The following is a 20,667-nucleotide window of genomic DNA, read 5'->3' as shown; positions in this document are numbered from 1 at the left end:
CGTGTCAGGCGCCGAGCGCGGACTCGCCTCCGCTGCCACCGACGCCGCCGCCGCCCTGCTGAGCCGTCTGGTCGAGCTCGGGATCGCCCATGTGGTGCTGAGCCCCGGTTCGCGCTCGCAGGCGCTGGCCCTGGTCGCCTCCGAACTCGAGCGGCGCGGCGCGATTCGCCTGCACGTGCGCGTCGACGAGCGCGTCGCGGGATTCACGGCACTCGGCATCGGACGGGAGACGCGGATGCCGGCAGCCGTCGTGTGCACGTCGGGAACCGCCGTCGCCAACCTGCTTCCCGCAGCGCTCGAGGCCCATCACGCGGGCGTTCCGCTGCTGCTGCTCACCGCCGACCGCCCGCCCGAGCTGCGGGGAGTCGGGGCCAACCAGACCACGCGGCAGCCCGGCATGTTCGCCCCGAGCGTGCGCTACGAGGCTGACCTCCCCGTACCCGAGCAGTGCGACCTCGCCGGCGACGACGAGCAGAGCGCCATGCTGCGTCGCGTGGCCGAAGAGGCCGTGGCCGCCGCGCTCGGCGCGGGCCTGCGGTCGGCCGGGCCGGTGCACCTCAACCTCCCGTTCCGCGAGCCGCTCGCCGGCGACCTGCCCGCGTGGTTCGGTGTTCCGAGTCCTGAGCTCGCCGTCGCGCCCGACGCCCATCCCGACGGTCCACCCGCCGCGGACGAGGCGGAGGAGGAGGCATCCGGCGCCCTGTACCAAGGCGGGGGAGGGATCGGCGAGTCCGACGTCCCCGACGACCCCGACGACCACCCCTTCGTGCTCGTCTCGGGTCCGCGCACCGTCGTCATCGCCGGGGCCGATGCAGGTCCCGATGCCGAGATGCTCGCGCATGCGGGCTCGTGGCCGCTCATCGCCGAGATCGTGAGCGGCGCCCGTTTCGGCCGTCACCTCGTGCACGGGTATCGCGGGCTGCTGCGCGACCCCGAGCTGGGCGGGCGCATCGAGCGCGCCGTCGTGCTCGGGCATCCGACCTTGAGCCGGGAGGTCGCCGCGCTGCTGTCCGACCCCGAGGTCGAGGTGATCGCGGTCCGAGGGCCGGGGGAGCCGCTCAACCTGAACGGCGCGACCACCGCCGTCGACGCCATCGCCGCGGCCAGCGGCGACGGGGACCGCGCCTGGCTGGGCGCGTGGATGCGCGCGTCGCGCGCGGCATCCGTCGATCTCGCCCCGCCCGCCCCCGACGCGGACGGCCTGTCTTCCGCGGTGCCGCAGGAGCGTCTGGGAGCGATCGCCGCGGAACTCGCGGCGGTGCGGGCTCCCCTCGACCGTGCGGCGCTGGTCGATGCGGTGTGGCGTGCGACGTGGCCGCACGATCGGCTCGTGTTCGGCTCGTCGCGCCTCGTTCGCGTCGCCGACGAGGTGCTCGGCGGCAAGAAGGTGCCGGTGCACGCCAACCGCGGGCTCGCCGGAATCGACGGCACCGTGGCGACAGCCACCGGGATCGCGCTGGCCAGCCAGAGCGGAGGACGGCCCGGGGTGACCCGCGTGCTCCTCGGCGATCTCGCGCTGCTGCACGACGTCGGCGCCCTGCTCCTTCCTCCTGCCGAGGACGAGCCGCGCCTGCAGGTGGTCGTCGGCAACGACGGCGGCGGCACCATCTTCGACGGACTCGAGGTCGCCGAGATCGCGGGTTCCGAAGCGATGGACCGGGTGCTGCTCACGCCCCACACGGTGCGCCTCGAGCAGCTCGCTCTCGCGTACGGGTGGGAGTATCGGCGCGTCACCACCCGGTCCGCGCTCGATCAGGCGCTGACCTCGCCCGTCGGCGGCCGGCAGCTCATCGAGGTCCCCCTCGAGCGGTAGCGCCGGCGCGCGCGCTCCAGCCCGCCGTCGGGCGCGGGAGCGGTTGTGCGGGCGAATGTGCGCTCCACCCCGCCGTCGGGCGCGCATACTCCCGCACAAACTGAGAGCGCGGGAGCGGTTGCGCGGGCGAAGGTGCGAGCGCGGTTGTGCGGGCGAATGTGCGCTCCACCCTGCCGTCGGGCGCGCATACTCCCGCACAAGCGGAAAGCGCGGGCGCGGTTGTGCAAGCGCGGGTGCGGTTGTGCAAGCGCGGGAGCGGTAGTGCGGGTGCGGGTGCGGGCGCGGTTGTGCGGGCGAATGTGCGCTCCACCACGCCGTCGGGCGCGCAAACTCCCGCACAAACGGAAAGCGCGGGCGCGGTTGTGCAAGCGCGGGCGCGGTTGTGCAAGCGCGGGAGCGGTAGCGCCGGCGAGCCTCGCCTTCGCGGACCTGCGCCCGGCATGATGGGCAGATGATTGCCAAGAGCCAGAAGCACTGGACCGGGGATGTCGCCGAACTGCTGCGCGTGAACGAGGGTTTCGTGCTGGCCGACGTCGACCCCTCCGGGAACCCCGGGTACGAGAAGGACAAGGCCCAGGCGGCCGAGGACCTGGCGTCGGGAGCAGTGCAGCTGGACGAGTACCAGGAGCGCCTGTTCGCCGAGAGCCGCGCCGGGGCGACGCAGTCCGCGGTCCTGCTGGTGCTGCAGGCGATGGACTCGGCGGGCAAGGGCGGCATCGTCCGGCACGTCGTCGGGTCGGTCGATCCGCAGGGCGTGTCGATCACCGCGTTCAAGAAGCCGACGCCCGAGGAGCTGGAGCACGACTTCCTGTGGCGCGTCGCTCAACGCGTGCCCGAGCCGGGCGTGATCGGCGTCTTCGACCGCTCGCATTACGAGGACGTACTGATCGGGCGCGTGCGCGAACTCGCGCCGCCGGAGGAGATCGAGCGCCGCTACGGGGCGATCAACACGTTCGAGAAGCAGCTGACGGATGCCGGCACCCGCGTCGTCAAGGTGATGCTGCACATCTCGTCCGACGAACAGAAGGCCCGGCTCGCCGAGAGGCTCGAGCGGCCGGACAAGCACTGGAAGTACAACCCGGGCGACGTCGACGAGCGGCAGCTGTGGCCTAAGTACATGGATGCCTACCAGCGGGTGTTCGACCGGACCTCGACGGACCACGCGCCCTGGCACGTCGTTCCGGCGAACCGCAAGTGGTACGCGCGCATCGCCGTGCAGCACCTCCTGCTGGAGGCGCTCGAGGAGATCGACCCGCACTGGCCGGCCGCGACCTTCGACATCGAGGCCGAGAAGAAGCGGCTCGCGGCGACCTAGTCCGCCACGATGCCGCGCGCGGCCCACGCGGTCGCGGTGATCGTGAACGGCCCGGACGGCAGGAGCTCGGCCGAGCGCGCGCGCACGCGCACGCGGTCGGCATCGGCGAGCCTCGCGAGCTGCTGCCCCGCGGGGGCGACGCCGAGTGTGTACGGCTCCCACCACTCCTCGAAGGACGCGAAGTCCACGGCGACCGAGAGCTCCGCCTCCTGGACGTCCGAGCATCCGGACTGTCGCAGCAGCCCCGTGATGTCGCCCTCGCTCGAACCGGTGCGCCGTGACTCGTTCTCCACACCCGGGGAGACCGAGCCGAGCGCCGACCAGAACGTGCTCTGCGGCGCACGGCCTCCGGCGAAGTCCCAGACGCACGCGGCCACGGTGCCGCCGGGGCGGGTGACGCGCACCATCTCCGCGACGCCGGCGGCGGCATCCGTCATGAAATGCACGACGAGCTGAGCGAGCGCGGCGTCGAAGTCGTCGTCGTCGAAGGGGATGGCCTCGGCCGATCCGTGACGCAGGTCCGCCCACGGGAACCGGGCGCGCGCGGCGGCGAGGAAGCTCTCGGACGGGTCGATGCCGGCGAGCTGGTCGGGGGAGGTGTGTGAGGCGAGGGCGGCGAGCAGTGCTCCGGGCCCGCAGCCGACGTCGAGCACCCGCGCGCCCTGCGCGACGGGGACCCAGTCGGCGAACGCGACGGCGAGCGGCCGGGAGAAGCGGCCCATGAACCGGTCGTACGCCTCGGCGGCGACGTCGAACGACATGGCGGGAGTCTAGGCGCCGAGAATCCGATGCGATATAGATACTTGTGTCGCAAAGTACTTGATGTGATACAGTACTCGACATGACAAAGGACGACGCCTTCGCAGCCGACCTGCTGCGCGGCCACACCGACACCATCGTGCTCGGTGTGCTGCGGCGCGGAGACCGGTACGGCTTCGAGATCTACAAGACGATCCGCGACGCGACCGGCGGCGGCTACGAGATCAAGGAAGCCACCCTCTACGCGACCTACCGCCGCCTCGAGAAGGACGGGCTCGTCGAGTCCTACTGGGGCGACGAGACGCAGGGCGGTCGCCGCAAGTACTACCGCATCACCGACGCCGGACGCGCGGTCTTCCGCAGCAACGTCGCCGCCTGGACGGCGACCCGGCGCATCATCGACTCTCTCCTCGACGTGAAGGACCTGGACAAATGACCGAGAACACCGACATCCACCGCCTGCTCGACGAAGCCTTCCGCGGCGTCGAGATGACGCCCGACGCCCAGGACCTGAAGGAGGAGGTGCGCACGAGCCTCATCGCACGCACCGCCGAGCTCGAGGCCGACGGACGCACCCCCGCCGACGCCGCGCGCACCGCGGTCGCGGAGCTCGGCGACGTCCGCGAGCTCCTGGACGAGGGGACGGATGCCGCCCCCTCCGCCGGTCTCTCGGGCTATGCCGCGCTGCAGCAGAAGCACCGGGTGCGGCCCAAGCCGGGCTTCGTGGTGCGCGTGGTCGTGTGGTCGGCGGTCGCCGTCATCGGCATCACGCTGGGGATCCTCAGCGCGGTCGGCGTGCTGCCGATCATCATCTGGGGACAGGTCGCCCTGTTCGGCTTCGCGTCGACGGCGATCGGCCTGCTCGTGGGCGACTCGCTCTCGCAGGAGACCACGACCAACCACCCCATGCCGTCGGGGCGGGCGGGCGCCTACGCGCTGGCGACGTTCCTCGGCGCATACGGCATCGGATTCGGGGCGCTCGTCGCCTTCGGCACGATGCCCGTGTGGGGAATCGTGTTCGCCGCGCTCGGCGTGATCACCTCGATCATCCTGTTCGCCTTCCTCGGCGCGACGCAGACCAACCGCCACAAGGCCTGGACCCGGCGCGCACTCGCCGACGAGCCGGCGAACCGGTTCGAGCGCGAGCCCGAGACCGCGGCGCGGTTCGGCATCTACTCCGCGGCGATCTGGATAGTGACGTTCTGCGTGATCGCCGTGCTCGTCTTCACGGTCGGGTGGTGGTGGGCGCCGGTCGCCTTCGCAGCGGGCTTCGCGCTGATGATGCTCGTCCTCGCGCGCATGCTCTTCGCCCCCGACAAGAAGTCCTGACCCTCCGCCACCTGCGCTTCACACCCATCGAATCGAAGGAAGGGATGCTTCGCCATGCCTGAGAACACCGTTTCGACCCGCAACCGGGTTGCCGTCCTCGCGCCCGCGGGAGCGATCCTCTTCACCCTCGCGTGGCTCGTCCTCGGCGTCATCAGCCCCGGCTACGAGCTGTTCGGGAACGTCATCTCGCCGTACTCGTGGATCAGTCAGCCGGTGAGCGGACTCGGCCTCGGCGTCACGGGGCCGTGGATGAACGCCGCGTTCATCGTGGGCGGCATCCTCGTCCTCACCGGAACCCTCTCGACCGCCCGGCGATGGACGCGATACGGCGGCCTCGCGACGACGGCGTTCGTCCTCATCTCGCTGACCGGCGTCGGCATGATCGTGTGCGGCGTCTTCACCCTCGAGTCGATGATGCTGCACCTCCTCGGGTTCCTCCTCGCCGTGCCGGTACCGGCGATCGGCTTCCTGTTCGCCGGTGCGGCGCTGCGCCGCGTCTCGCCCCGCCTCGCGACCGTCGGCTTCGTGGGCGGAGCTCTCACCCTCGTGCTCTTCGTCGTCTTCCAGCTGACGTTCGACGCGACCGGCGCCGGCGGCAACGACGGTGTTGCGGGGCTGGTGCAGCGCGCGCTCATCCTCGTCGCCCTCGCTACGCAGTCCGTGCTCGTCGTCGGGATCTCCCGCGTGAGCCCGCGCCGATAGCCCCGCGCGTCTCGTCGAAGGCGTGCACAACTCCTCAAGAACGGAGCGCTCGGCCGCAGATCCCCCGGGATGGCAGCCCTCGGCGACCGGATCGGAGGAGTTCTGCACGTCGGGACTGTGCAAGCCCGAAGCGGAGAGCGCGTCAGGCCAGCGCGTCGACGATCGGGCGGAACTTCACGCGGGTCTCGAGCAGCTCGGTCTCGGGGTCGCTTCCCGCCACGATCCCGGCGCCCGCATGCGCTACGACGGGGATCGTGTCGCTGAACTCCGCGAAGCCGCGCGTAGGGTCGGCTCCGATCTGCGCGCACCGCAACGCGATCGCGAACTCGCCGTCGCCCTGGGCGTCGACCCAGCCCACCGGTCCGGCGTAGCGGCGGCGGTCGAACGGCTCGATGCGGCGGATGACCTCGATCGCGGCATCCGTCGGTGTTCCCGCTACTGCGGCCGTCGGATGCAGCGCCGCCACGAGGTCGAGGGCGGACGCGTGGTCGGCGATCTCGCCCTCCACGTCCGTCGCGAGATGCCACAGGTTCGGCAGCTCGAGTGAGAACGGCTCGTCGTCGGCGCGCACCGAGCTCACGTGCGGGGCGAGGGCGTCCAGCACGCTCTGCACCGCGAACTGGTGCTCGTCGAGATCCTTCCCGCTGTGGGCGAGACGGAAGGATGCCGCGGCGTCGTCGTCGTTGTCGGCGCCGCGGGGGATCGTTCCGGCCAGGACCCGTGCCGTGACCGCGCCGCCCGACACCGTCACGAGCGTCTCGGGGCTCGCGCCGATGAGTCCGTCGACGGCGAACGTCCACGTGTCGAGGTATCCCATGGCGAGGGCGCGCACCAGGCGGCGCAGGTCGGAACCGGCCGGCACCGTGCCGACGAGGTCGCGCGCGAGGACGACCTTGCCGACCTCTCCCGCGGCGATCGCGTCGAGACCCGCCCGCACGGCGGCCTGGTACCCCTCGGGATCGAGCGCGCCCGGACCGAGCGTCGCCGACCAGTACGGACCGTAGGGGACCGGCGCGATGACCGGCGCCGGCGCCGATGAGGCCGTCGAGCGGATCGTTGTGAGCCACGATCTCCCGTCGCGCCGGCCGATGACGGCCTGCGGCACGATCAGCCGGCTCGAGGCCCGCGAGCGCGGATCGAAGGCGAGGGTGCCGAACGCGACGAGCCCGGTGCCGTGCACGCCGACCGGGTCGTCGATCTCCGCCGCGGCGCTGATCGCGCGCCACGCCTCCGCCGGGGAGGGGAGCGAATCCGCGTCGATTCCGGGGACGCCCGTCTCGTATCCCGTCACCATGTGGCCGATCCCGACGATGCCCTCGCCGCGACGCAGCCACGCCAACGGGGATCGGGGATCGGCGAACGCGAGCAGGTCCTCGACGGGATCGATCTCGCGGGTCTCGACCACCAGCTGCGGCAGGCGGCGCGGGGAGGTCACACGTCAAGCCTAGAGTCCTTCTCCCCCTCCTCGACTCGCCAAGACACGCCGTCTGGCGGGGACCGGGTCGGCGTGTCTTGGCGACTCGCACGGGGAGGCGAGGCCGGATGCCGTCGCGCTTAGACTCGCTGGGTGACCGACGATGCCGTCTCCGACCGCCCCGCGCCGGGCACCCGTCTGCTCTTCCGCTGGCGCAAGTGGGACGGCGGTCCGCACTGGATCCACGAGTGCGTCTACCTCGGCAGCGACCGCTGGGGCGAGTGGTTCGGGCAGCTCCCGGGGTGGGACAGCTCACGCCCCGGTCGCACGTTCGCGCCGCAGCATCCGAACGTCACCCTTGTTCCACCGTCCGGCGATTGGGTGTTCACCCGCAACGCCGCGCCGCACCGCACCCGCACCTACATCGACCTCGCGTGGGACGTGCACTGGGAGGGCGATGAGCCCTCGGGCATCGACATGGATCTCGACGTCGTCGACCGTGAGGGCACGGGTGTCTACATCGACGACCAGGACGAGTGGGAGGAGCACCGCGTCGCGTACGGCTACCCGCTCGAGGTCGTCGAGCGCCTCGAAGCGCTCGCCCTCGACCTGGAGCGCCGCGTGATCGCCCACGAGGCGCCTTTCGACGACGCGACGCCGGATGCGTGGCTCGCGCGCCTGGCAGCCCTCGACCTCGAGTGAGCGTCGAGCGCGCCTAGACTCGTCGCGTGGCATCCCACCCCTCCGAGCACGAGCCGAACCGCGCCGACCTCCACAAGGACCCCTCGCGCGTGAGCGGCATGTTCGACCAGGTGGCACCCGCCTACGACCGCACCAACACCGTGCTGAGCATGGGCAACGACCGGTTCTGGCGCGCCGCGACGACGCGTGCCGTGGCCCCGCGTCCCGGCCAGCGCATCCTCGACCTCGCGGCCGGCACCGGCGCGTCGAGCGTCGCCCTCGCCCGTAGCGGTGCGACCGTTGTCGCGGCCGACTTCTCGCCCGGCATGATCGCCGAGGGGCGGCGGCGGCACAGCAGCATCCGCAATCTCTCCTTCGTTCAGGCCGACGCGACCGATCTGCCGTTCGACGACGCGGAGTTCGACACCGTCACGATGTCCTTCGGCCTGCGCAACGTGAACGAGCCCAAGAAGGCGCTCGCCGAGCTGCTGCGGGTCACGCGGCCGGGTGGGCGCCTCGTGGTCTGCGAGTTCTCGCACCCGCCGTCGCGCGCATTCCACGGGCTCTACCGCTTCTACAACGACCGCGTGTTGCCGATCGTCGCCAAGGCGATGAGCTCGAACGCCGAGGCGTACGACTACCTCAACGAGTCGATCCGCGACTGGCCGGACCAGCGCACGCTCTCGACGTGGATCCGGGAGCAGGGCTGGACGGATGTCGCGCACCGCGACCTCTCGATGGGCATCGTCGCCCTGCACCGCGCGACGCGGCCGGTCGACCGCGGCTGAGCGTTCCTCGTCACGCGAGTCGCCGAAACACGCCGCACCCGCGACGCCGTGTCGGCGTGTCTTGGCGACTCGGGCCTGGGCGACCGGGCTGCGAGGGCCCCGGTAGGCTGGGCGTGTGACTCCCTCAGCGCAGGGCTCGCGCATCGCGGGCAAGCTGGGCCTGACCGACCGCATCTTCGCCGGGCCCCGGTCCCGCAAGCTGCACTCCGCGGTCGAAGCGGGCCTGAAGCGCGTCGACGTCGCGCTCGAGCGCGAGCTGCGAAGCTCCGATGCGCTCGCCGACACGACCAGCCGTTACCTGTACGAGGCCGGCGGCAAGCGGATCCGGCCGGTGCTCGCCCTGCTGACGTCGCAGCTCGGGGAGGGCGCGACCGATCGCGTGATCGACGGCGCGACCGCGCTCGAGATGACCCACCTCGGCTCGCTCTACCACGACGATGTCATGGATGCCGCCGACAAGCGCCGCGGAGTGCCCAGCGCTCACGAGGTGTGGGGCAACAGCGTCGCGATCCTCACCGGCGACCTCCTCTTCTCGCGGGCCAGCCAGATCATGGCGCGCCACGGCGATCGCGCCATCCAGCTGCAGGCCGACACCTTCGAGCGGCTCGTGCTCGGCCAGATGCACGAGACCGTCGGCCCCCAGGAGGGTGACGACCGCGTCGCGTTCTACCTCCAGGTGCTCTCCGACAAGACCGGATCGCTCATCGCCGCCGCGGCGCAGGCGGGCGTGATCTTCTCGAACGGGCCTGAGGAGTTCCAGCAGGCGATGGTGACGTTCGGCGAGAAGGCCGGCGTCGCGTTCCAGCTGCTCGACGATGTCATCGACCTGTCGGCAGACCCCGACGAGACCGGCAAGGTGCCCGGCACCGACCTGCGCGCGGGTGTGCCGACGATGCCGTACCTCGTGCTCTCGGAGCGACCGGATGCCGCCTCCCGCGCGTTGCGCGACCGCATCGACGAGGGCGTTGCGCGCATCGCCGACGGCGCCGATCCGGCCATCCTCGACGACGCGCTCGCCGAGCTCCGCGACCACGACGCCACCCAGGCCACGCTCGATCTCGCGAACGCGTGGTCGAGTGAGGCGGTCCAGGCACTGGCCCCGTTGCCCGACGGACCGGTCCGCGAGGCCCTCACCCGCTTCGCGCAGGCCGTCGCCGACCGCTCCAGCTAGCGTCGGGCGCGGCCGTGTCGACTCGCTCCGCTCGCTCAACGACCTCCTTCCGAAAGGACCTTCCATGACCAAGCTCCGACTGGCGATCGTCGGCGCGGGCCCGGCGGGCATCTACGCGGCCGACATCCTGCTCAAGGCCGAGCGCAAGTTCGACGTGTCGATCGACCTCTTCGAGCAGCTGCCCGCTCCGTACGGACTCGTGCGCTACGGCGTCGCCCCGGATCACCCGCGCATCAAGGGGATCATCACCGCTCTGCGGGAGGTGCTCGACCGCGGCGACATCCGCATCTTCGGCAACGTGCGCTTCGGTGAGGACATCTCGCTGGAGGACCTCAAGCGCCACTACCACGCGGTGATCTTCGCGACCGGAGCCATCCGCGACACCTCCCTCGACATCCCCGGCATCGACGCCGTCGGCTCGTACGGCGCGGCGGACTTCGTCAGCTGGTTCGACGGCCACCCGGACGTGCCGCGCGAGTGGCCGTTGGACGCGGAGTCGGTCGCGGTCATCGGCAACGGCAACGTCGCCCTCGACGTAGCCCGCATGCTCGCCAAGCACGCCGAGGACCTGCTTCCCACCGAGATCCCCGACAACGTCCACGCGGGTCTGGTCGACTCGGCGGTGACCGACGTCCACGTGTTCGGCCGGCGCGGCCCCGCGCAGGTGAAGTTCACCCCGCTCGAGCTGCGCGAACTCGGCGAGCTGCGCGACGTCGACCTCGTCGTCTACGACGAGGACTTCGACTACGACGAGGCGTCCAAGGCCGCCATCGCGAGCAACAAGCAGGTGCTCGTGATCGACCGCGTGCTGCAGTCATGGCGCAAGCGGGAGTCGGTCAACAACGCCGGCGGATCGGCGTCGCGCCGCCTCCACCTCCACTTCTACGCCAAGCCGCTGGAGGTCGTGAAGGATGCCGAGGGCCGGGTGTCGTCGTTCCGCTACGAGCGCACGCGTCCCGACGGCGAGGGCGGCGTCGTCGGCACCGGCGAGATGCGCGAACTGCCGATCCAGGCGATCTACCGCGCTGTGGGCTACTTCGGGTCGCCGCTGCCGGGCGTGCCGTTCGACAAGCGCCACGGCGTGATTCCCAACCACGAGGGTCAGGCGCTGCACAAGGACTCCAACGAGCGCGTGTCGGGCGTGTACGCGACCGGCTGGATCAAGCGCGGACCGGTCGGCCTCATCGGCCACACCAAGTCCGACGCGATGGAGACGGTCCGGCACCTCATCAACGACCAGGGCTCGTGGTGGACCCCCGAGGACCCGTCCGAGGATGCCATCCCGGCCATGCTCGCGTCCCGCGGAGTGATCTGGACCGACCTCGACGGCTGGCACCGCCTCGATGAGCACGAGGTGGCGCTCGGCGCTCCTCATGGACGTGCCCGCATCAAGGTCGTGCCGCGCGACGAGATGGTCTCGATCTCGCGCGACTGAGGGCGTGCGATCCTCGGACCTGGTGCCCGGATGCTTCCCCTCTGCCTAGGCTGAGGCCATGGCAGCCGAGTGGATACCCGACGTGCTCGGGAAGCCGTTCGAGCAGCTGACGCTCGATCTCGGCATCGAGGGCGAGAGCGGGCCCCTCGTCGCGACGCTGGTGCGCAGCATCCCGAACCCCCTCACGTCGTGGTGGCAGCCGCTGCGCGATGTCGACGTGCTGTACGTGCACGGCTGGTCGGACTTCTTCTTCCAGACCGAGCTCGCCCGGTTCTGGAACGAGCTCGGGGCGCGCTTCTTCGCCCTCGACCTGCGCCGCTACGGACGCAGCCTGCGGCCGGAGCAGTCGCCCGGCTACATCGACGCGCTCGACGACTACGACGTCGACATCGAGGCCGCGCTCGCCGAGATGGGACACGGGTCGGATGCCGCATCCCCGCGTCGGCTGCTTCTCCTCGGCCACTCGACCGGCGGGCTGACGCTGACGCTCTGGGCGGCGCGCCACCCTGGCCGGGCGACGGCACTGGTGCTCAACAGTCCGTGGCTGGAATTGCAGCTCGGCGCGATCGGCCGACAGGCGATCGCCCCGCTCGTCCACGCGCGGGCCCGCATCGATCCGCGCGGCACCCAGCCTCCGGTAGATCTCGGCTTCTACACGCGGGCTCAGACCGAGATCGGGGCGCTGCCGCTCGCCCTCGACAAGCCGGAGTGGCGCCCCGAGCGCGGCTTCATCACGCGCCCCGGCTGGCTCGCGGCGGTCCTCGACGGCCATCGTCGAGTCGCGAGCGGGATCGACGTCGGCTGCCCGGTGCTGGTGCTGCTGTCGACCCGGTCTGCCGCGCCGCTCGCCTGGGACGAGGCGATGACGTCGGCCGACTCCGTGCTCGTGGTCGACGACATCGCCCGCAGTGCAACGCGGATCGGCGCACTCGTCACCGTCGCGCGCATCGACGGCGCGATCCACGACGTGTTCCTCTCCCGCGCCGAACCGCGGGCGGCCGCCTACCGGATGCTCGAGCAGTGGACGAGCGGATGCCTCGTGCCGAAGCATCCCCTGCCGGTCAGGGCCGCGCGACCTTGATCATTGCGCCGGCGATGAGGAACACGATCGCGGCGACGGTCTGCGCGGCGATCCACACCGGTCCGGAGAAGGCGAACGGGAGGATCGGGTTCCAGACCACGGCGATCGCCGCGAACACCGGGATCCACCACCACTGCCGGGCCTGGCCGGCGAACCACGCGACGATGAGCGCGAGGATCGACACCAGGAACCGCACGAACAGGAACCAGTCCGTCTCCATGAGGAGCGGTGCGAGGAGCAGGGCGATCGCAGCGATGACGCCCGGGGCGAGGGCGTTGCGCTGATACGTGACGGGGGCGGCCACCGTCAGCGGTAGTTGATGAACTGGAGGTCGACCTCGAGGTCGGCGGCCTTCAGCAGGCGCTGGACCTCCTGCAGGTCGTCGCGCGACTTCGACTGCACACGCAGCTCGTCGCCCTGGATCTGCGACTTGACCGACTTGGGACCCTCGTCGCGGATCAGCTTGGAGATCTTCTTCGCGTTCTCGGACGAGATCCCGTCCTTGATCGTGGAGACGATCCGGTACTCCTTGCCGCTGGCGAAGGGCTCGCCCGACTCCAGGCTCTTCAGGGAGATGCCGCGCTTGATGAGCTTCGACTGGAACACGTCGAGCACCGCCTTCGCGCGCTCCTCCGTGCTGGCCTTGATGAGCACGGACTCGCCGCTCCACTCGACGGAGGCGCCGGTGCCCTTGAAGTCGTAGCGCTGCTCGATCTCCTTGCGGGCCTGGTTGAGGGCGTTCTCCGCCTCCTGGTGGTCGACCTTGCTGACGATGTCGAACGAGGAATCAGCCATAGCCGCAGTCTATCCGGGCGGCGACGGGCGATCGAGCATCCGGACCGGCTTGGAAGCGTTTGCAGAACGGGGCGTTTCGCGGGGAATCCGCGATATTCGGAGATTACGAACGCGTATCGAATCCCTCAATCAGGGCTTGATTCTGCGCCCCTTCGTGGTAACAATGTAAGCGCTTGCAGTTTCTGCGAGCTGAAGAACGGCCTTCAAGGTGCTCAGCGCCGGTTGAGGCCGGTTCGGATCCCACCAGCACTTCAGAGAGGCACACACCGATGAAGGTGAACAAGAAGAGCGCACTCGCGATCAGCGCGCTCATCGCGAGCGGCGCGCTCGTGCTCTCCGGCTGCGCGAGCGGCGGCGGAGACAACGGCGACAACGGCGGCGACAACGAGGACACGACTCCCATCACTGTCTGGGTCGACATCGAGCGCAAGCCCGCGCTCGAGCCGATCTCGGAGCAGTTCACGGAGGAGACCGGCATCGAGGTCAAGCTCGTGACGAAGGACTTCGCGACGGTCGACCAGGACTTCATCAGCCAGGTCCCCACCGGCAAGGGCCCCGACGTCATCGTCAGCCCCCACGACAAGCTCGGCGCGTACTACGCCGCAGGTGTCGTCGCGCCGCTCGAGCTCGGTGACGTCGCCGACGGCTTCAGCGAGGCATCCCTCGCCGCCGTCACCTACGACGGCAAGGTCTACGGCGTGCCGTACTCGGTCGAGAACGTCGCGCTCGTGCGCAACGCCGACCTGGTCGCCGACCCGGCCGAGACGTACGACGAGGTCATCGCGAACGGCAAGGCTGCCGGCACGACGTACCCCTTCCTCGTGGGCCTGTCGCCCGAGCAGGGCGACCCGTACCACCTGTACCCGTTCCAGACGTCCTTCGGCTCGCAGGTCTTCGCCCAGAACGCCGACGGCAGCTACGACTCGTCGCAGCTCGTCCTCGGTGACGAGGCCGGCCAGGAGTTCGCCACGTGGCTCGGCACCCAGGGTGCTGCCGGCTCGGGCGTCTTCAACGCCAACATCGACGGCGACAAGGCGCGCGAGTTCTTCCTCGCGGGCGACTCGCCGTACTACCTCACCGGTCCGTGGAACATCCCCGCGATCGCCGAGGCCGGCATCAACTACGCCATCGACCCGCTCCCGAGCGCCGGTGGCCAGGAGGCCAAGCCCTTCGTCGGTGTCAACGCGTTCTTCCTCTCGAGCAAGTCCACCAACGCGCTCGCGGCGACGAACTACATCGTCAACTACCTCAGCACCGAAGAGGCGCAGCTGAGCCTGTTCGAGGTCGGCGGTCGCCCGCCGGCACTCATCTCGGCGTACGAGACCGCTTCGGCTGACGACCCCGACGTCGCGGCGTTCGGTGCGATCGGCCAGACCGGCGCTCCGATGCCCGCCATCCCCGAGATGGGTTCGGTGTGGTCCGACTGGGGCAACGCCGAGCTGCAGATCATCAAGGGCGAAGGCGGCGAGCCCGCCGAGATCTGGACCGTTGCGGCTGACAACGTTCAGGCCAGCATCGACGGCTGATCCGTCATTCGATGGGCGGGGCTCTTCCGGGAGCCCCGCCCATCCTCCTACCCTGACCTTGACACTGCGAAGAGGGAGCGTCCATGGCTGACGTGACGACACAGGCACCCCCCGCGAACACGCCGCCGAAGCGGCCCCGAGGCGGCGCACCCGAGTTCGGTCCGCAGCGCAAGCTCACCAGCGGCGGCATCCTCGCCCTCGTGATCAAGGTGGTGCTGCTCGGCATCATCGACGCCCTCGCGGTGTTCGGCCTCTACGTCCTCATCGGCAAGGGCGACTGGCTCGCCGCGGCGCTGCTCGTCGCCGTCGTCGGCCTGGTCAACTACATCTACCTGAAGCCCGGGGTCCTCCCGGCCAAGTACCTCACGCCCGGCCTGTTCTTCCTCGCCATCTTCCAGGTCTTCGTGATCTTCTACACGGGCTATATCTCGTTCACGAACTACGGCGACGCGCACAACAGCACGAAGGAAGACGCGATCGAGCAGATCGTGAGCACTTCGCAGCAGCGGGTTCCGGATTCCCCCTCGTACGCGGTCGAGGTCTACAAGCAGGCCGACCAGTTCGGCATGCTCGTCGCCGAGCCCGGCGGCGGCACCGCCTTCGGCACCAACGAGCAGCCGCTGGAGGACGCGTCGTCTGCCCCCGACGGCTGGGAGCGCCTCAATCTCAACCAGGTGCTCCGCTTCCAGGACGAGGTCCTGGCCCTCAACATCCCGGTGTCGGACGACATCAACGACGGCACGCTGCGCACTCCCGACGGAACGACGGCCTTCGTCTTCACCTCGACCCTCGAGTACGACGAGACGGCCGACACCTTCACGAACACCGAGACCGGCGCCGTCTACGCCGACGACGGCGAGGGCAACTTCCGCGCCGAGGACGGCCAGACCCTGACGCCCGGCTGGCGCGTCGTGATCGGCTGGGACAACTACGCGTACGCCTTCACGAACGAGCAGGTCCGCGACCCGCTCATCCGTGTCACCATCTGGACGTTCGCCTTCGCGTTCTTCTCGACGCTGCTCTGCTTCGCGCTCGGGCTCTTCCTCGCGATCGTCTTCAATCACCCGACACTGCGGGGCAAGAAGATCTACCGGATCCTCGTGATCCTCCCGTATGCGTTCCCCACCTATCTCACCGGTCTGGTGTGGGCGGGCATGCTGAACCAGGAGTTCGGCTTCATCAACGAGGTGATCTTCGGCGGCGCGGACATCCCCTGGCTGAGCGATCCCTGGCTCGCGCGCCTGAGCGTGCTCCTCGTGAACATGTGGCTCGGCTATGCCTACATGTTCCTGGTGTGCACCGGTGCTCTGCAGTCGCTGCCCGACGACGTCATCGAGGCCGCCAAGATGGACGGCGCGGGAGCGTGGCGGATCTTCCGATCGATCAAGCTGCCGCTGCTGTTCGTCGCCGTGGCGCCGCTGCTGATCGCCACCTTCGCGTTCAACTTCAACAACTTCGCCGTCATCTTCATGCTGACCGGCGGTAATCCGAGGTTCCCCGATACGACGATGCCGATCGGTGCGACCGACATCATGATCACGATGGTCTACAAGATCGCCTTCGGCAGCGGAGGTGGGCGTGACTACGGTCTCGCGAGCGCCCTGTCGATCCTGATCTTCATCATCGTCGCGATCATCGCCGCCATCTCCTTCCGATCGACGAAGTCACTGGAGGATCTGCACTGATGTCCGACTCCATCGACCGCCAGATCAAAGAGGACCAGCTCCTCGAGAACCGCATCGGCCGCGCCGAGGGCGTCACGACGATGGCCGGCATGGGCGACTTCGCCTCGAAACCTCCCAAGCGCGTCAAGGGCGAGCGTCGCCAGCCCTTCGGCCGGTGGTTCGTCGACAAGGGCTGGCGTCACCTCGTCGGGATCGCCGCGATCATCTTCGCGCTGCTCCCCCTGGCCTACGTGCTCTCCGCTTCGCTCAACCCCATCGGCACGCTGACCGGGTCGAACGAGCTGTTCCGTGCGTTCTCGCTCGACAACTACACCGAGATCCTCACGCGCGACGGCGGCATCTACCTGACCTGGTACTGGAACGCGCTCGTCATCTCGGTGGTCTCGAGCGCCTTCACGGTGCTGCTGTGCGCGATGGGTGCCTACGCGTTCTCGCGGATGCGCTTCCGCGGGCGCCGCACGGGCCTCCTGGCGCTGCTGATCCTGCAGATGTTCCCGCAGCTGCTCATGATCGTCGCGATCTTCCTCACGATGATCTGGATCACCGATGTGTTCCCCGCGATCGGCCTCGGCACGCACGCCGGTCTGATCATGGTGTACCTCGGCGGCGCGCTCGGCGTGAACACCTTCCTCATGTACGGGTTCTTCAACACGATCCCGACCGCGATCGACGAGGCCGCGAAGATCGACGGCGCCGGGCACGCCCGCGTGTTCTTCACGATCATGCTCCCGCTGGTCACTCCGGTCCTCGCCGTCATCGGCCTGCTGAGCTTCATCGGGTTCATCGGCGAGTTCGCCATCGCGAGCGTGCTGCTGACCGACCCGCGCGACCAGACCCTCGCGATCGGCCTGTTCCAGCTGGTGTCGGGCTTCCAGTCGCAGAACTGGGGCATCTTCGCCGCCGGCGCGGTGCTCGCGGCACTGCCGGTGATGATCCTGTTCCTCGTTCTCCAGCGGTACATCGCGGGCGGGCTGATCGCCGGCAGCGTGAAGTAGACGGATGCCGCGGCTCGCGGCATCCTGGTTCCATACAACTCGAGGGCTCTGTCATGGCCACGGCCGTGCAACCACGTCGCACTCTCGGCGGCGCGCGCTGCCGATCGTCCTGGAAAGGCCCGTCATGACCCTCGTCCCGCACCACGATGGATCGGCGCTGCACGTGTCCGCGGTCGCGCCCGCGCTCGGAGACGTCGTGCACGTGCGCCTGCGCGTGCCCGCCGGATACGGCCCGCTCGCCGCCGTGCGCACGCGCTCGAACCCCGACCACGAGCCCGAGTGGACCGACGCCGCGCGCATCGGCGCCGCGGACGGATGGGACTGGTGGGAGGCGCCGGTCACCGTGCGCAACCCGCGGCACGGCTACCGGTGGATGCTGCAGCACGAGGACGGCCGCGTCGAGTGGCTGAACCAGACCGGCCTGCACCGCATCGAGACGCTCGACGCCGAGGACTTCGCCCTCGTCGCCCACCCGGCGCCGCCCGCGTGGCTGAACGAGGCCGTGCTGTATCAGGTGTTCCCCGACCGGTTCGCCCGCTCGGCGCAGGCCGACACCCACCCGACACCGGACTGGGCGATCCCGGCCCAGTGGTCCGACCCGGTCGATCCCGTGATGCCGGGGCGGTCGCAGCAGTTCTACGGGGGCGACCTCGAGGGTGTCATCGAGAAGCTCGACCACCTCGTGGCTCTCGGCGCCAACCTGCTCTATCTCACCCCCGTCTTCCCGGCCGAGTCGAACCACCGCTACGACGCGGGCAGCTTCGAGCGCATCGACCCGCTGCTCGGCGGCGATGAGGCGTACGTGCGACTGATCGAGGCGGCGCACGCCCGCGGCATCCGGGTCATCGGAGATCTCACGAGCAACCACTCCGGCGACAGTCACGAATGGTTCCGCAGCGCATTCGGCAACCCGGATGCTCCCGAGACGGAGTTCTACTACTTCACCGACGAGGGCAACACCGAGTACGTGTCGTGGCTGGGCTATGCGAGTCTGCCGAAGTTCGACTGGTCGTCGGAGGAGCTGCGTCGCCGGTTCATCTCGGGTGACGACTCGGTCGTGGCGAAGTGGCTGAAGCCGCCGTACAGCGCCGACGGCTGGCGCATCGACGTCGCGAACATGACCGGGCGCCTGGGCGACGTCGATCTCAACGCCGAGGTGCGGCAGCTGCTGCGCGAGACGATGCTGCGCATCAATCCCGACGCGATCCTGCTGGGGGAGTCGACCAACGACGCCGCGAGCGACCTCCAGGGCGACGGCTGGCACGGCGCGATGACGTACCCGTCGTTCACCCGTCCGGTGTGGGGCTGGCTGAGCGAGCCGACCGGCGTGCCCTACCTCGATGCGAACGGGGAAGAGCTCACCGAGTCCTGGTTCTTCGGCCAGCCGATCGGCGGCATCCCCCGCTACACCGCGCGCGAGTTCGCCGACGCCGTGACGCGGTTCACTGCCGGCATCCCGTGGCGCGTGCGCCTGGGCAACATGCAGCCGCTCGACACGCACGACACGGCGCGCTTCGCGACCAACGCGGCGCCCGGGGCGATCCCGGTCGCGGTCGGCCTGTCGCTGACGATGCCGGGCCTGCCGGTCGTGTTCGCCGGCGACGAGTTCGGGCTCGTCGGCGCGGACGGCGAGGAGAGCCGCACCCCGATGCCCTGGGGCACCGAGGGCGAGCCGGCCGTCGCCGAGCGCATCGCCCTGTATCGCGACCTCATCGCGCTGCGCCGCGCGCACCCCGCTCTGCAGTCGGGCGGGTTCCGCTGGGTGCACACCGACGACGAGACCGTCGTGTTCGTGCGCGAGTCCGCCGACGAGACCCTTCTCGTGCTCGCCAGCCGCGGAGATGCGGATGCCGCGCTCGACGCCGGCGCCGTGCCGGGGGCCTCCGCCGCGACCGCCCTCTTCGGCGACGCCACGCTCGCCGTGGCCGACGACGGCGCCGTGCTGCTCTCGGCCGACGGACCCGCCTTCGCGGTGTGGGCGCTGCCGGGCGTCGCGGCTCCCGCTCCGGTGCAGCCCGTCGAGGCCACCGAGGTGTCCCGCGGCGTGGTCGACGCGGACATCCCGACCCCGGCGGATGAGGTCCGGGAGCCCTGACCCCCGTTCCTCGCTCGCCGAGAACGCACTTGTGTCCCGTTTCAACGGGATCGGCGGTACACAACTGCGTTCTCGGCGAGTCGGGGCGCCAGGCGTGACCGGGTTCTCGGCGAGTCGTGCCGCCAGGCGTGACACGGGGTCGCGGCATCCGGCACACTGAGTGCCATGTCAGCGTTGACCACCATCGGCCTTCCCGTAGCCCTCGGGATCATCATGTTCGGGCTCGGATTGAGCCTCACTCTCGGAGACTTCGCGCGAGTCCTCAAGCAGCCGAAGGCGGTGATCGTGGCACTGCTGTGCCAGCTGATCCTCCTGCCCGCCATCTGCTTCGGGCTCGTGCTGGCCTTCCAGCTTCCCCCGGTTCTCGCCGTGGGAATGATGATGCTCGCGGCGTCGCCCGGAGGCACCACCGCCAATCTGTACAGTCACCTGTTCCGGGGCGACGTCGCCCTGAACATCTCCCTCACCGCCGTGAACTCCGTGATCTCCGTCATCACCCTGCCGCTCATCACCAACTTCGCGATCGCGTACTTCGACCCGTTCGACGACGAGCTGGGGATGCAGTGGGCGAAGGTGCTCGAAGTGTTCGCGATCGTCCTGGTCCCCGTCGCGATCGGCATGGTGGTGCGCCGGCTCTGGCCGACGTTCGCCAAGGCGATGGACAAGCCCGTGCGCATCGCGTCGGTCATCATCCTCGTCGTCGTGATCGCGGGCGCCGTCGCGTCGAACTGGACGCTCCTCGTCGAGAACTTCGCGCGCCTCTCCATCATCACGATCGTGTTCTGCCTCATCAGCCTCACCGTCGGCTATCTGGTTCCCCGCCTGCTGAGGGTGGGCAAGCGCCAGGCCATCGCGGCGTCGTTCGAGATCGGCATCCACAACGCGACGCTGGCGATCGTCATCGCGCAGACCGTGCTCAACTCGACGGAGCTCAGTCTTCCCGCCGCGGTCTATGGCGTGCTGATGTTCTTCATCGCCTTCGGGTTCGGCTTCCTCATCCGCGAGCGCGGCGCAAGCGCCGACGACGAGCTCGAGCCCGCCGACGACGCCGCAGCACCGGCGGCGTCGGCCTGACGACCGGTG

At 69.8% G+C, this 20,667-nt stretch carries 19 protein-coding genes; 15 read left to right on the top strand and 4 right to left on the bottom strand.

Annotated features, from left to right (window positions below; all coding sequences use genetic code 11):
• The first annotated feature begins 1 nt into the window (after position 1).
• On the top strand, positions 2–1,813 hold the full coding sequence (menD, locus tag ASD93_RS10170; protein WP_056121898.1) for a 2-succinyl-5-enolpyruvyl-6-hydroxy-3-cyclohexene-1-carboxylic-acid synthase: 1,812 nt from the start codon (positions 2–4) through the stop codon (positions 1,811–1,813).
• Positions 1,814–2,264: 451 nt separating this feature from the next.
• Positions 2,265–3,128 (top strand): PPK2 family polyphosphate kinase, encoded by an 864-nt coding sequence (locus ASD93_RS10165; RefSeq protein ID WP_056121896.1) that lies wholly within the window; start codon positions 2,265–2,267, stop codon positions 3,126–3,128.
• On the opposite strand, the gene ASD93_RS10160 is transcribed toward ASD93_RS10165, so the two are convergent.
• Complete coding sequence (locus tag ASD93_RS10160; RefSeq protein ID WP_056121895.1) at positions 3,125–3,889, bottom strand: class I SAM-dependent methyltransferase; 765 nt, start codon at positions 3,887–3,889, stop codon at positions 3,125–3,127. The two genes, ASD93_RS10165 and ASD93_RS10160, sit on opposite strands and share 4 nt — an antisense overlap.
• Before the next feature lie 80 nt (positions 3,890–3,969).
• On the opposite strand from ASD93_RS10160, the gene ASD93_RS10155 reads away from it, so the two are divergent.
• The 3 genes from ASD93_RS10155 to ASD93_RS10145 are packed head-to-tail and all read left to right on the top strand — an operon-like array spanning position 3,970 to position 5,918.
• Positions 3,970–4,323: a PadR family transcriptional regulator gene (locus ASD93_RS10155; RefSeq protein ID WP_056121893.1), complete on the top strand. Its 354-nt coding sequence runs from the start codon at positions 3,970–3,972 to the stop codon at positions 4,321–4,323.
• A complete protein-coding gene (locus ASD93_RS10150; RefSeq protein WP_056121891.1) occupies positions 4,320–5,216 on the top strand; it encodes a permease prefix domain 1-containing protein in 897 nt (298 codons plus the stop codon). Before ASD93_RS10155 ends, ASD93_RS10150 begins: the two co-directional genes overlap by 4 nt.
• Before the next feature lie 54 nt (positions 5,217–5,270).
• Positions 5,271–5,918, top strand: a complete 648-nt coding sequence (locus ASD93_RS10145) for a DUF998 domain-containing protein (protein WP_056121889.1) — start codon at positions 5,271–5,273, stop codon at positions 5,916–5,918.
• 142 nt (positions 5,919–6,060) lie between these two features.
• On the opposite strand, the gene ASD93_RS10140 is transcribed toward ASD93_RS10145, so the two are convergent.
• Positions 6,061–7,353, bottom strand: a complete 1,293-nt coding sequence (locus ASD93_RS10140; RefSeq protein ID WP_056121888.1) for an isochorismate synthase MenF — start codon at positions 7,351–7,353, stop codon at positions 6,061–6,063.
• A gap of 132 nt (positions 7,354–7,485) precedes the next feature.
• On the opposite strand from ASD93_RS10140, the gene ASD93_RS10135 reads away from it, so the two are divergent.
• From ASD93_RS10135 to ASD93_RS10115, 5 genes are all read left to right on the top strand, one after another.
• Positions 7,486–8,034, top strand: coding sequence for a DUF402 domain-containing protein (locus ASD93_RS10135; protein WP_056121886.1), 549 nt, complete (start codon positions 7,486–7,488; stop codon positions 8,032–8,034).
• A 98-nt stretch (positions 8,035–8,132) separates the two neighbouring features.
• Entirely contained in the window at positions 8,133–8,801 is a 669-nt protein-coding gene (ubiE, locus tag ASD93_RS10130) for a bifunctional demethylmenaquinone methyltransferase/2-methoxy-6-polyprenyl-1,4-benzoquinol methylase UbiE (RefSeq protein ID WP_235566970.1), read from the top strand.
• Positions 8,802–8,916: 115 nt separating this feature from the next.
• Positions 8,917–9,972 (top strand): polyprenyl synthetase family protein, encoded by a 1,056-nt coding sequence (locus ASD93_RS10125; RefSeq protein WP_056121882.1) that lies wholly within the window; start codon positions 8,917–8,919, stop codon positions 9,970–9,972.
• Positions 9,973–10,036: 64 nt separating this feature from the next.
• Entirely contained in the window at positions 10,037–11,407 is a 1,371-nt protein-coding gene (locus ASD93_RS10120; RefSeq protein WP_056121880.1) for an FAD-dependent oxidoreductase, read from the top strand.
• A gap of 58 nt (positions 11,408–11,465) precedes the next feature.
• Positions 11,466–12,488 (top strand): alpha/beta hydrolase, encoded by a 1,023-nt coding sequence (locus tag ASD93_RS10115; protein ID WP_056121878.1) that lies wholly within the window; start codon positions 11,466–11,468, stop codon positions 12,486–12,488.
• Here the strand turns inward: ASD93_RS10115 and ASD93_RS10110 are convergent.
• Positions 12,469–12,792, bottom strand: coding sequence for a DUF6804 family protein (locus tag ASD93_RS10110; protein ID WP_235566932.1), 324 nt, complete (start codon positions 12,790–12,792; stop codon positions 12,469–12,471). The two genes, ASD93_RS10115 and ASD93_RS10110, sit on opposite strands and share 20 nt — an antisense overlap.
• A 2-nt stretch (positions 12,793–12,794) precedes the next feature.
• Positions 12,795–13,283: a YajQ family cyclic di-GMP-binding protein gene (locus tag ASD93_RS10105; RefSeq protein WP_056121876.1), complete on the bottom strand. Its 489-nt coding sequence runs from the start codon at positions 13,281–13,283 to the stop codon at positions 12,795–12,797.
• Positions 13,284–13,552: 269 nt separating this feature from the next.
• Between ASD93_RS10105 and ASD93_RS10100 the strand changes: the two genes are divergently transcribed.
• From ASD93_RS10100 to ASD93_RS10080, 5 genes are all read left to right on the top strand, one after another.
• Positions 13,553–14,809: a maltose ABC transporter substrate-binding protein gene (locus tag ASD93_RS10100; protein ID WP_056121874.1), complete on the top strand. Its 1,257-nt coding sequence runs from the start codon at positions 13,553–13,555 to the stop codon at positions 14,807–14,809.
• Between the two features lie 83 nt (positions 14,810–14,892).
• Complete coding sequence (locus tag ASD93_RS10095) at positions 14,893–16,494, top strand: ABC transporter permease subunit (RefSeq protein ID WP_056121872.1); 1,602 nt, start codon at positions 14,893–14,895, stop codon at positions 16,492–16,494.
• Positions 16,495–16,574: 80 nt separating this feature from the next.
• A complete protein-coding gene (locus ASD93_RS10090; RefSeq protein WP_157536982.1) occupies positions 16,575–17,489 on the top strand; it encodes a sugar ABC transporter permease in 915 nt (304 codons plus the stop codon).
• Positions 17,490–17,613: 124 nt separating this feature from the next.
• Positions 17,614–19,584 (top strand): glycoside hydrolase family 13 protein, encoded by a 1,971-nt coding sequence (locus tag ASD93_RS10085; RefSeq protein WP_082569275.1) that lies wholly within the window; start codon positions 17,614–17,616, stop codon positions 19,582–19,584.
• A gap of 165 nt (positions 19,585–19,749) precedes the next feature.
• The gene (locus tag ASD93_RS10080; protein ID WP_056121870.1) at positions 19,750–20,658 is read left to right on the top strand and encodes a bile acid:sodium symporter family protein; all 909 of its coding nucleotides are present in this window, start codon (positions 19,750–19,752) and stop codon (positions 20,656–20,658) included.
• The last annotated feature ends 9 nt before the right edge of the window (positions 20,659–20,667 follow it).

It is taken from the genome of Microbacterium sp. Root180 (assembly GCF_001428485.1).
GTDB lineage: Bacteria > Actinomycetota > Actinomycetes > Actinomycetales > Microbacteriaceae > Microbacterium.
This window is presented reverse-complemented; position numbering and strand designations above follow the sequence as displayed.

What these genes read in the sequence shown, in the direction of transcription:
- ASD93_RS10165 (WP_056121896.1), top strand. Translation starts at nt 2,265, where the DNA reads ATGATTGCCAAGAGCCAGAAGCACTGGACCGGGGATGTCGCCGAACTG.
- ASD93_RS10145 (WP_056121889.1), top strand. Translation starts at nt 5,271, where the DNA reads ATGCCTGAGAACACCGTTTCGACCCGCAACCGGGTTGCCGTCCTCGCG.
- ASD93_RS10105 (WP_056121876.1), bottom strand. Translation starts at nt 13,283, where the DNA reads ATGGCTGATTCCTCGTTCGACATCGTCAGCAAGGTCGACCACCAGGAG.
- ASD93_RS10160 (WP_056121895.1), bottom strand. Translation starts at nt 3,889, where the DNA reads ATGTCGTTCGACGTCGCCGCCGAGGCGTACGACCGGTTCATGGGCCGC.
- ASD93_RS10085 (WP_082569275.1), top strand. Translation starts at nt 17,614, where the DNA reads ATGACCCTCGTCCCGCACCACGATGGATCGGCGCTGCACGTGTCCGCG.
- ASD93_RS10080 (WP_056121870.1), top strand. Translation starts at nt 19,750, where the DNA reads ATGTCAGCGTTGACCACCATCGGCCTTCCCGTAGCCCTCGGGATCATC.
- ASD93_RS10115 (WP_056121878.1), top strand. Translation starts at nt 11,466, where the DNA reads ATGGCAGCCGAGTGGATACCCGACGTGCTCGGGAAGCCGTTCGAGCAG.
- ASD93_RS10095 (WP_056121872.1), top strand. Translation starts at nt 14,893, where the DNA reads ATGGCTGACGTGACGACACAGGCACCCCCCGCGAACACGCCGCCGAAG.
- ASD93_RS10120 (WP_056121880.1), top strand. Translation starts at nt 10,037, where the DNA reads ATGACCAAGCTCCGACTGGCGATCGTCGGCGCGGGCCCGGCGGGCATC.
- ASD93_RS10150 (WP_056121891.1), top strand. Translation starts at nt 4,320, where the DNA reads ATGACCGAGAACACCGACATCCACCGCCTGCTCGACGAAGCCTTCCGC.
- ubiE (WP_235566970.1), top strand. Translation starts at nt 8,133, where the DNA reads ATGTTCGACCAGGTGGCACCCGCCTACGACCGCACCAACACCGTGCTG.
- ASD93_RS10155 (WP_056121893.1), top strand. Translation starts at nt 3,970, where the DNA reads ATGACAAAGGACGACGCCTTCGCAGCCGACCTGCTGCGCGGCCACACC.
- ASD93_RS10090 (WP_157536982.1), top strand. Translation starts at nt 16,575, where the DNA reads ATGGCCGGCATGGGCGACTTCGCCTCGAAACCTCCCAAGCGCGTCAAG.
- ASD93_RS10100 (WP_056121874.1), top strand. Translation starts at nt 13,553, where the DNA reads ATGAAGGTGAACAAGAAGAGCGCACTCGCGATCAGCGCGCTCATCGCG.